Annotated in this window: 6 protein-coding genes and 1 pseudogene; 5 read left to right on the plus strand and 2 right to left on the minus strand. The window is 54.8% G+C overall.

Annotated elements, in window-relative coordinates; genetic code table 11:
• Positions 1–238: 238 nt before the first annotated feature.
• Positions 239–1174 carry a LysR substrate-binding domain-containing protein gene (locus tag AC2FJC_RS23260; protein WP_496742039.1) on the minus strand — a complete coding sequence of 312 codons (936 nt, stop codon included), beginning with the start codon at positions 1172–1174 and terminating at the stop codon, positions 239–241.
• Positions 1175–1411: 237 nt separating this feature from the next.
• On the opposite strand from AC2FJC_RS23260, the gene AC2FJC_RS23265 reads away from it, so the two are divergent.
• From AC2FJC_RS23265 to AC2FJC_RS23285, 5 genes are all read left to right on the plus strand, one after another.
• Positions 1412–2365: an ABC transporter substrate-binding protein gene (locus AC2FJC_RS23265; RefSeq protein ID WP_058277107.1), complete on the plus strand. Its 954-nt coding sequence runs from the start codon at positions 1412–1414 to the stop codon at positions 2363–2365.
• A gap of 82 nt (positions 2366–2447) precedes the next feature.
• Complete coding sequence (locus AC2FJC_RS23270) at positions 2448–3476, plus strand: quaternary amine ABC transporter ATP-binding protein (RefSeq protein WP_496727474.1); 1029 nt, start codon at positions 2448–2450, stop codon at positions 3474–3476.
• Positions 3476–5458, plus strand: a complete 1983-nt coding sequence (locus tag AC2FJC_RS23275) for an ABC transporter permease (RefSeq protein WP_496742041.1) — start codon at positions 3476–3478, stop codon at positions 5456–5458. The genes AC2FJC_RS23270 and AC2FJC_RS23275 overlap by 1 nt, the downstream gene beginning before the upstream one ends.
• A 14-nt stretch (positions 5459–5472) precedes the next feature.
• Positions 5473–7872, plus strand: coding sequence for a trimethylamine N-oxide demethylase (locus AC2FJC_RS23280; protein WP_496742043.1), 2400 nt, complete (start codon positions 5473–5475; stop codon positions 7870–7872).
• A gap of 54 nt (positions 7873–7926) precedes the next feature.
• Positions 7927–8430, plus strand: a complete 504-nt coding sequence (locus AC2FJC_RS23285) for a hypothetical protein (RefSeq protein WP_496742045.1) — start codon at positions 7927–7929, stop codon at positions 8428–8430.
• Here AC2FJC_RS23285 and AC2FJC_RS23290 read toward each other — a convergent pair.
• Positions 8369–8608: pseudogene (locus AC2FJC_RS23290) on the minus strand (hypothetical protein); the annotation flags it as partial. The gene AC2FJC_RS23285 and the pseudogene AC2FJC_RS23290 sit on opposite strands and share 62 nt — an antisense overlap.
• Between the last annotated feature and the right edge of the window lie 73 nt (positions 8609–8681).

Genomic DNA, 8681 nt, shown 5'->3' on the forward strand with positions numbered 1-8681 from the left:
CCTGAATAGGCTTCTTCTGCGCCTCGCGCGCAATTTCAATGTCCGATTTATAGCTCATTGGGCAAAACCCCCGGTTGGAAAAGTCTGACAACGTCTTGGCCGGATCGGCAGCGCACCAACCCAGATTCGTTTTTTCTTTAAAGTAAATAAATATTCCTTTGGGTCAATGTGCGAGTTGTAGTAGCCAAATAGCCCACTGCCAAACTCACCATCAATGCCCAGTCGTCAACGACCCAAATCAAGCGTATCTTTTTCGACCTGCGCTGAGACTCAGCAGCCAATTTTCGACAATTAATTGCTCTGGAAAAGCACTGTTGAAAGGTCTTTTCAATAGGTAGTATCCTGACTCCGTTCGCACCGATGCGTCCTGGACTGGCCTGACCAAAGCGCCGCTTTCCAGCAATGGGTCAACAAGATGCGCCCAACCCAATGCAATTCCCAACCCATCAACCGCTGCTTGTACTGACAATGGGTAGGTGTTGAACGCGACAGCCTGTTCCATTGATGACGTCGATACACCATTGCCGCTGAACCATGCACGCCATGTCATCCATTCTGCATGGCCGCTGGTGACCTCAATGAGGTCAAGCTCCGGTAGCGCAGAAAGTTCCGCCGCATTGGGATTGCTTTTTAGGTACTCGGGGCTGCAAACTGGAAAAACGGTTTCTCCGAACAGAAGCTTTGCCTCGTACCCCGGCCAGTCGCCATCCCCTCGCAGAATGGTAAGGTCCATAGAATCTGACAGACATTCCGCGTCACTGTCAGAAGACACCAAAGAGATGCGGATACGGCCATTGGATTTGTTGAACTTGCGAAGTTGCGGCATCAGCCAAAGAGACGCAACAGAATTGGTCGCCGAAATCGAAACCGTATTGGCCTGATGCTTGGCCAGCATGTCGCGGCTGACATCCCGCATCAGGTCCAGTGATTTTTCCACGGTTGCCAACAGGATGGCACCCTGCTGAGTAAGGGAAACAGAACGATGCCCCCGTACAAACAAGGGCACGTCATAATGCTGTTCCAGTAAGCGCACTTTGCGGCTGATTGCGGTCTCTGAGATGTTCAGAACCTTGCTGGCTTGCGCAAAACTCTGCGCCTTGGCAGCAGCCTCAAATGCCAACAAATAGTCCAGCGGCGGCAAGACTTTCCCGGTGACTGGCGCTTTTTTTGGCATTTGGGGGCCTTTTCCCGAACTGGACGAGGGCACGATCAAGAACATTTGCCCGCATCTGTCTGCATCGGATCAGGCAACTGTTTGTTAAGATAGCAAAAAGTCGGATTAGCCTCAAGAAATTATGGTCAAAGCCCCTCAAATTTCTGTTCTGCACATTAGACGATCTTGGGCAGAATGCATGAATTCGGGGCCGGAAGAGTCCTCAACTCAAAAATGAATGTCACTCAGGGAGCAAACATGAAACTTACAAACCTACTTTCTGCTGCAACCTTGGCAGCAGTAGCGGGAACTGGCGCGGCTGCCGAAGACAGCAGCGACCCGATCGTAATCCCCATTCACAACTGGTCCAGCCAGATCGTGATGTCGAATGTTGTAGGCCTGATCTTCGAAGAGATGGGCAACAACGTAGAATATGTCACCACCGACAGTCAGGCCGTCTATGAATCGGTACGTTTGGGCGATGTCGCGCTGGAGATGGAAGTCTGGGAAGGTGCCTTTGGTGCATCCTACCGCGCGGCACTGGAAAAAGGTGGTCTGCATGATGCGGGCGATCATGATGCGGTCACGCGCGAGGATTGGTGGTATCCGATGTGGACCAAGGAATCCTGCCCGGGCCTGCCTGACTGGCAGGCACTGAACGACTGTGCGCACCTGTTCGCCACAGCCGAAACCGGTGACAAGGGCCGTTATCTGGATGGGCCGGTCGACTGGTTGAAGCATGGTAAAGAACGCGCCGAAGCACTGGATCTGAACTTTACGGTGATCAATGCGGGTTCAGCCGCAGCCCTTTGGGCCGAAATTGGCGCGGCAGAGGCCGACAAAACGCCGGTTTTGGTCTTTAACTGGACGCCAAACTTCGCCGAAGCTGTTTGGCCTGGTGAGTTCGTTGAGTTCCCAGCTTGGGAAGATGGTTGCGACAAGGATCCAGCCAAGGGTCCCAACCCGGAAGCGCTGTATGATTGTGGCAACCCTGCCGAGGGTTACCTGAAAAAGGCAGCTTGGGATGGCATGAAAGACAAGTGGCCGGCCGCGTATTGCGCCCTGACCGAGATTTCCTTCACCAACCCGCAGATTGCTGAGATGGCGAAGCTGGTCGACACTGATGAGCTCGAGCCGGAAGAGGCAGCCGAAGAATGGCTGGACGCCAACCGCGCCGTCATTGATCCTTGGATCAGTGCCTGCAGTACATAATCCGGTTGCATCCACCGAAACTGGCGCGGCCTTGAACATCTCAGCGATGCAAGGCCGCGCTCAACACGAAAGAAAGGCAGCCATGTCCGCCTCAGCGCCTGTCATCTCAGCCAAAAACGTCTGGAAACTGTTTGGACCCTCGCCAGAGAGCTATCTGAAATCTCTGCCCGCTGGCCGCAGCTTTGATGAGATTCGGGCGGATGGGTACATCGCCGGGGTCAAGGACGTCTCGATCGAAGTGGACCGGGGTGAGATGCTGGTCATCATGGGGCTGTCGGGATCGGGTAAGTCGACACTGGTGCGGTGCTTCTCACGCCTGCACGACATCACAGGCGGAACGATTGAGGTGGACGGTCAGGATATCATGAGCCTGAGCGAACGCGAGTTGATTGAACTGCGCCGCAACAAGATGGGTATGGTGTTTCAGTCCTTCGGATTGCTGCCGCATCGCACGGTTTTGGACAACGTGGCCTTCCCGTTGGAAATGCGCGGACAGGATCGCCACGACCGGCGCGAACGCGCGCTGGAAGTCATCAAGCTGGTTGGCCTTGAAGGCCGCGAAGAATACTTCCCGCGCGAACTAAGTGGCGGCCAACAGCAACGGGTCGGTATCGCCCGATCCTTAGCTATCGAACCGGATATCTGGTTTCTTGATGAACCATTCTCGGCGCTTGATCCGCTGATCCGCCGTGAAATGCAGGATGAATTCCTGCGTCTGCAAGAGATGTTGGGCAAAACCATCGTCTTCATCACGCATGACTTTGACGAGGCGCTGCGCCTGGCCGACCGGATTGCCATCATGCGCAATGGTGCGGTCGAGCAATGCGACACCCCGGACCAGATCGTAATGAACCCCGCTACCGAATACGTGGCCAAGTTTACCGAGGACATCGACAAAGCCCGCGTCGTGCACGCAAAAGGGCTTGCAAAACCCGTAAACGGTCATGCGCTGGAAGGTGCCCCGATCAATGGTGCCTCAACCATCCATGAACTGGCGCGCGTATTGGTCAACGACGACAGGGTCCTTTTGCCGGTCGCGAATGACAAAGGCGTTGTAACAGGCGTTCTGGACCGCAACACCGCGTTGAACGTTCTGCTTGGAGCCGAATGATGGCGACGCTGTCCACCGAAATACCGGACACATCCGACAGAACGTTTGGACGGACCAAAGTCCTTACGGCACTGCTTGTCACGGCCTTTGCGCTAATCCTTGCCAAGGCCGTGGGCATTCTGCCTGAATGGCTGAACCGAATTCCTGAAGCCGCAATACCGCCAACGGCGCAAATTCTGGATACTGTCTTTAACTTCATTCAAAACGACCTGGGCCTGATTTATGTCACTCGCTTTATTGCAGAAGGCCCGTTGGAGTTTTTGCTGGATACGTCTGCGAACCTGCTAGAGGGCAAGCGGCGCTGGCCCTATCTGGGCCCAATCCCATGGTCCGCAATCGCCGCTGTGGCTGCTGTTGTCGGCTATGCCGTAGGTGGCTGGAGGCTCGCCACGTTGGGAGCCGGAACCTTTATCTGGACCGCGGCAATCGGGCAGTGGAAGATCGCCATGCAAACGATGTCTGTCATCGTAGTCGCGGCACCTCTGGCATTTCTTCTGGGCTTGGTTCTGGGCATCGCCGCCTGGAAATACGGCTGGTTCGAACGGATGCTGAAACCCATCCTGTCCGTGTTGCAAACCCTGCCCTTCTTTACGTATCTCTTGCCCGCAGTGATCTTCTTTAAGGTCGGACCGACAGCTGGGGCCGTCGCAACAATTACCTTTGCCATTCCACCGATGATCCTGATGACCACTTTGGGCCTGAAAAAGGTCAGCCCCGAAGTGATTGAAGCCGGCCAGATGTCCGGGTGCACACGCTGGCAGATGCTGCGCCATGTTTATGTTCCGGCTGCACGCACCGAGGTTCTGGTTGGCGTTAACCAAGTGATCATGCTGTGTCTTGCGATGGTTGTTTTGACCGCCTTTATCGGAATGCCCGGTCTTGGCGCGAAACTGTTGGCAATGATGGGTAGTTTTAAACTGGGCCGTTCTTTCGAGATTGGTGTCACCATTGTTCTTTTGGCCGTCACACTGGATCGGATGTCAAAGGCCTGGGTCGTCAAGCAGCCGGTGCACTTCGAACGCGGAACTCCGTGGTGGAAACGGCATCAGATTTCGCTGGTCGCGCTGGGTCTGTTTGTTGGGTTTACTCTGCTGGCACAGGTGTTCCCGATCCTCGCAGAAATTGGTCGGAAGCAGCATCTCAGCCAGGGCAAGGAAATCGACGTGGTGATCAAATCGATTCTGGCCATCGATGTGATCAAGGGCACGACCGAATGGCTGCGTTGGTTCCTGAACGTCAAGGTATTGATCCCGTTCCGGAACACGCTACTCGCCATTCCAACTCCCGCTTTCATCCTGCTGGTTGTATCCTTTGCCTATTGGGTCGGTGGCCGAAAACCCGGCATCTACGCCGCGATCTTTTTTTCGATTGTCGCTTTCTCGGGCTGGTGGGATCGGTCGGTCATCACGCTCTATACTGTGATTTCGGCAGTCGCGCTGGCGACTATGATCGGTATCCCCTTGGGCGTTGTTGCAGCCCGATCCAACCGCTGGTCCAAGAGCATCCTGCTGGCCTGCGACACCGCGCAAACCTTCCCAAGCTTCATCTACCTGATCCCCGCAATCATGCTGTTTGGGGTCAATGATGTGGCAGTTGTATTCTCAATCCTGATCTTCGCCGCCGTGCCGCTGATCCGTTACACGATTATTGGTCTCAGCAGCGTACCGCCGGAAATGACCGAGGCTGCTGATATGTCCGGCTCTACCCGTCGGCAAAAGCTGATGTCGGTACAATTTCCGTTGGCACTGCCGACAATGGCCGTCGGGTTCAATCAGGCAATCATGTTCGCCTTCTTCATGGTTATCATTGCCGCCTTCATCGGCACGCAGGATCTGGGGCAGGAACTGCAACGAACACTGGCAGGCACCGAATTGGGCAAGAACTTTGTGCTGGGTCTGAACGTGTCGCTGATGGCACTGACATTTGACATGGCAATCAGCAGCTGGGCCGAGAAGCGCAAGCGCGCTTTGGGGCTGGATTAACCGGAGTTTCGGAGATGAACGTAAAACCTGTATTTGAGGTCCCGTTCGAACGCAGCGGAGTTCTGGCCCCCGGCCTTCCGATCCTGCCACATGGAACGGAACGCCACCCGGTCCCCGGAATGGGGTCCCGCGCTGTTCCGGTCTCCAAAAGCGATACGATAACCTTGCTGGACCGCGACGGGATGCAACCGGCCGAGATGGTCTTCTTTGCCCCTGACCGGAGTTCCGATGCGGCCATGCTTGGCGCGCAGGGGCACGGGCGACCGGAGGGATTGATTGCGACGCTGGCCAATGGATCGCCGTCCGGCAAGAAAGTGCTACGCGCTTTGGAAGTTGCCGGATTTGACATCGGAAAAGGTGACGCAATCCGAGCGTTCATGGACGGGTCGCGCCCTGGCGACATGGTGCATTTCGTCGCTGAAAGTGATGGCCTTCTGATCGTGGCTGCACCCGGCAAGGCGATGCGCCCCGAAGATAACAACCCTCCCACGGATATCATTTTGTACATCCAGCGATCTGCACCCGGTTTGGCAAAGCCCGATGTTGGACCACCCGAACCGCTGGCCGATCCGCTCAAGGACTTCAATATTCAGCCGGGCAACGCCCACTCGTACGAGGTCAAGGCCGGCGAGTTCATCCAGATTGTCGATATTCGCGGGCGTGAGTGCTCGGATTTTCAGGCCTTCAGCCGCCGAGCGCTGGATCAGGGGATCGAACGCGAGATTGATCCGACAACAACGCGCAGCCTAATGGGCAGCTTGTACCCAAAACCGGGAATTTTTTCGAAATACTGGTCGGTAGATCAGGAGCCACTGATAGAGATCGTTCAGGATACCTGCGGGCGTCATGACACGTTTGGCCTTGCCTGTACGGCGCGGTATTACGAAGATCTCGGTTACCCCGGCCACGTGAATTGCTCGGACAATATCAACAAGGATTTGGACCAGTACGGCATCAAGCCGCGCGGTGGTTGGCCTGCCATCAACTTCTTTTTCAACACGATGCTGGACGACACCAATGCCATCGGAATGGACGACCCCTGGTCGCGCCCCGGTGACTTCGTCCTGCTTCGCGCTCTGACAGATCTGGTCTGCGTCAGCACCGGTTGCCCCTGCGATATTGACCCGGCAAATGGTTGGAATCCAACCGATATTCAGGTGCGAACCTACAAGGCGACCGAGGATTTCAAACGATCCTATGGCTATAGAAAATCTGCGGAGGCGGACGTGGAAGAAACCAAGAAAACTGCATTTCACGACTGCTTTGCACGGCACACCCGTGATTTCGTCGAATACAACGGCTATTGGTTGCCCAACACAATGACCAATCATGGCGCCATCGCCGAATATTGGGCCTGCCGGGACAAGGTTGCTGTTATGGATCTCAGCCCCTTGCGGAAATACGAAGTTGTCGGACCCGATGCAGAAGAGCTGTTGCAGCTTTGCGTGACTCGCAACATGAAAAAGCTAAGCGTTGGTCAGGTCGTTTATACGGCTATGTGCTATGAGCACGGCGGGATGATCGACGACGGCACCGTCTATCGTTTGGGTGAGACAAATTTCCGCTGGATCGGAGGGAATGACACGAGCGGTTTGTGGCTGCAGGAACAGGCACTCAAACGCAATATGAATGTTTGGGTGCGCAACTCGACTGATCAATTGCATAACATCGCAGTTCAAGGGCGGTACAGTCGTGACATCCTTTCCAAAATCTTCTGGACACCGCCCCAACAACCGACGATCGAAGAATTACCATGGTTCCGGCTGACCGTCGCCCGGGTTGGTGATGTGCAGGGGACATCTGTGGTAATTTCCCGGACCGGATATTCAGGTGAGCTGGGATATGAAATCTTCTGTCATCCCAAAGATGCCGTTGAGATATTTGATCGCGTCTGGGAGGTTGGCCAGGAATATGGCATCGCTCCGCTTGGGCTTGCGGCACTGGATATGGTGCGGATCGAAGGTGGCTTGATCTTTGCCGGGTCCGAGTTCGACGATCAAACCGATCCCTTCGAGGCTGGCATCGGCTTCACCGTTCCACTGAAATCAAAGTCCGACGATTTTATCGGGCGGACAGCGATTGAAGAACGCAAGGCCCATCCTCATCGCAAACTGGTCGGTTTCGAGGTTGAGGGAGGTACGGTCCCCTCGCCCGGCGACTGTGTACGTGTTGGAAAGGCGCAGGTTGGAGAGATTACCAGCGCGATGAAATCACCCATTCTTGGCAAGGTCATTGCGTTAGGCCGGGTTTCGGTCACTCATGCCGTCGTCGGAGCTGACATTGAAATCGGGCAACTGGACGGCCAGCAAAAGCGCCTGAAAGCCAAAGTCGTGCCTTTCCCGCATTTTGACCCGACAAAGGAACGCGTGAAGGGCAACTATTCAATTGTTGATGTTCCTGATGCAGCAGAATGACGACTCTTTAACAAAGATATTGGTCACAGGGATTCTCCCGTCCGGGCGCAACGTATGCGATTGTTTGCCGTGCTAAAACTGCACGGCAACAGGAGTTTTGTGTACCCCGCTCCAGCGTCCGATATCGAACCTCACAATAGTGTCTCGTTGTGTTTTTGGCTTTCACTTGTGACGGTTGTGTTTGTTCAACCGACCATTGGACTGGCTGCTGAATGCGCACAAATTTCTGCACTTGAAAACTATGATGACACCGGGATTGCACCTGTTGGGTCCGTATGCCAACCATTTGACGGCTTGGGCAATTCACGCGGCGTTTCGTGTTATTGGGAATTTCAGTTCAGAAGCGATGAGGCCACAAGCTACTTCCACGACACATGGGCTGAAGTGGCGCGTTGCCGAGACGGTAAGCCTGCTTCGATTGATAGGCAGGTCAATCACCCAGACAGCTATGTGCTTAGAGAATTGGACGCTGGAATTCGTGTCTATCGGGTTGCCATTAAAGACAAGAGCCAAGAGAAGCGCACACTGGTTTTCCTGAGTGTCGAGCACAACAACTGAGACGACCGCCTGACGTCAGTTCCAACGGGATCGCTTCAACCACCACCTTGGGTGTGCAAAAGATTCCGTCCGTCAAGCGACCAAACATGATTTCAATTCTATTTCGTAGTTTGTAGCAGCGTTTGTTGTACCAGGCGGGCTTGTCGCGTGATTTCCGGACCGGGATGCAGGGCTTTAGGCTCCAGACTCATTGATTTACAACCAGAATAGAACGGTAGCCGCGAGTGCGATGGCTGACAGGAAGACCTTCG

Source organism: Ruegeria sp. CDSB117, from assembly GCF_059611005.1.

Coding starts and splice junctions, on each gene's coding strand:
- AC2FJC_RS23260 (WP_496742039.1), bottom strand. CDS start 1,174: ATGCCAAAAAAAGCGCCAGTCACCGGGAAAGTCTTGCCGCCGCTGGAC.
- AC2FJC_RS23265 (WP_058277107.1), top strand. CDS start 1,412: ATGAAACTTACAAACCTACTTTCTGCTGCAACCTTGGCAGCAGTAGCG.
- AC2FJC_RS23270 (WP_496727474.1), top strand. CDS start 2,448: ATGTCCGCCTCAGCGCCTGTCATCTCAGCCAAAAACGTCTGGAAACTG.
- AC2FJC_RS23275 (WP_496742041.1), top strand. CDS start 3,476: ATGGCGACGCTGTCCACCGAAATACCGGACACATCCGACAGAACGTTT.
- AC2FJC_RS23280 (WP_496742043.1), top strand. CDS start 5,473: ATGAACGTAAAACCTGTATTTGAGGTCCCGTTCGAACGCAGCGGAGTT.
- AC2FJC_RS23285 (WP_496742045.1), top strand. CDS start 7,927: ATGCGATTGTTTGCCGTGCTAAAACTGCACGGCAACAGGAGTTTTGTG.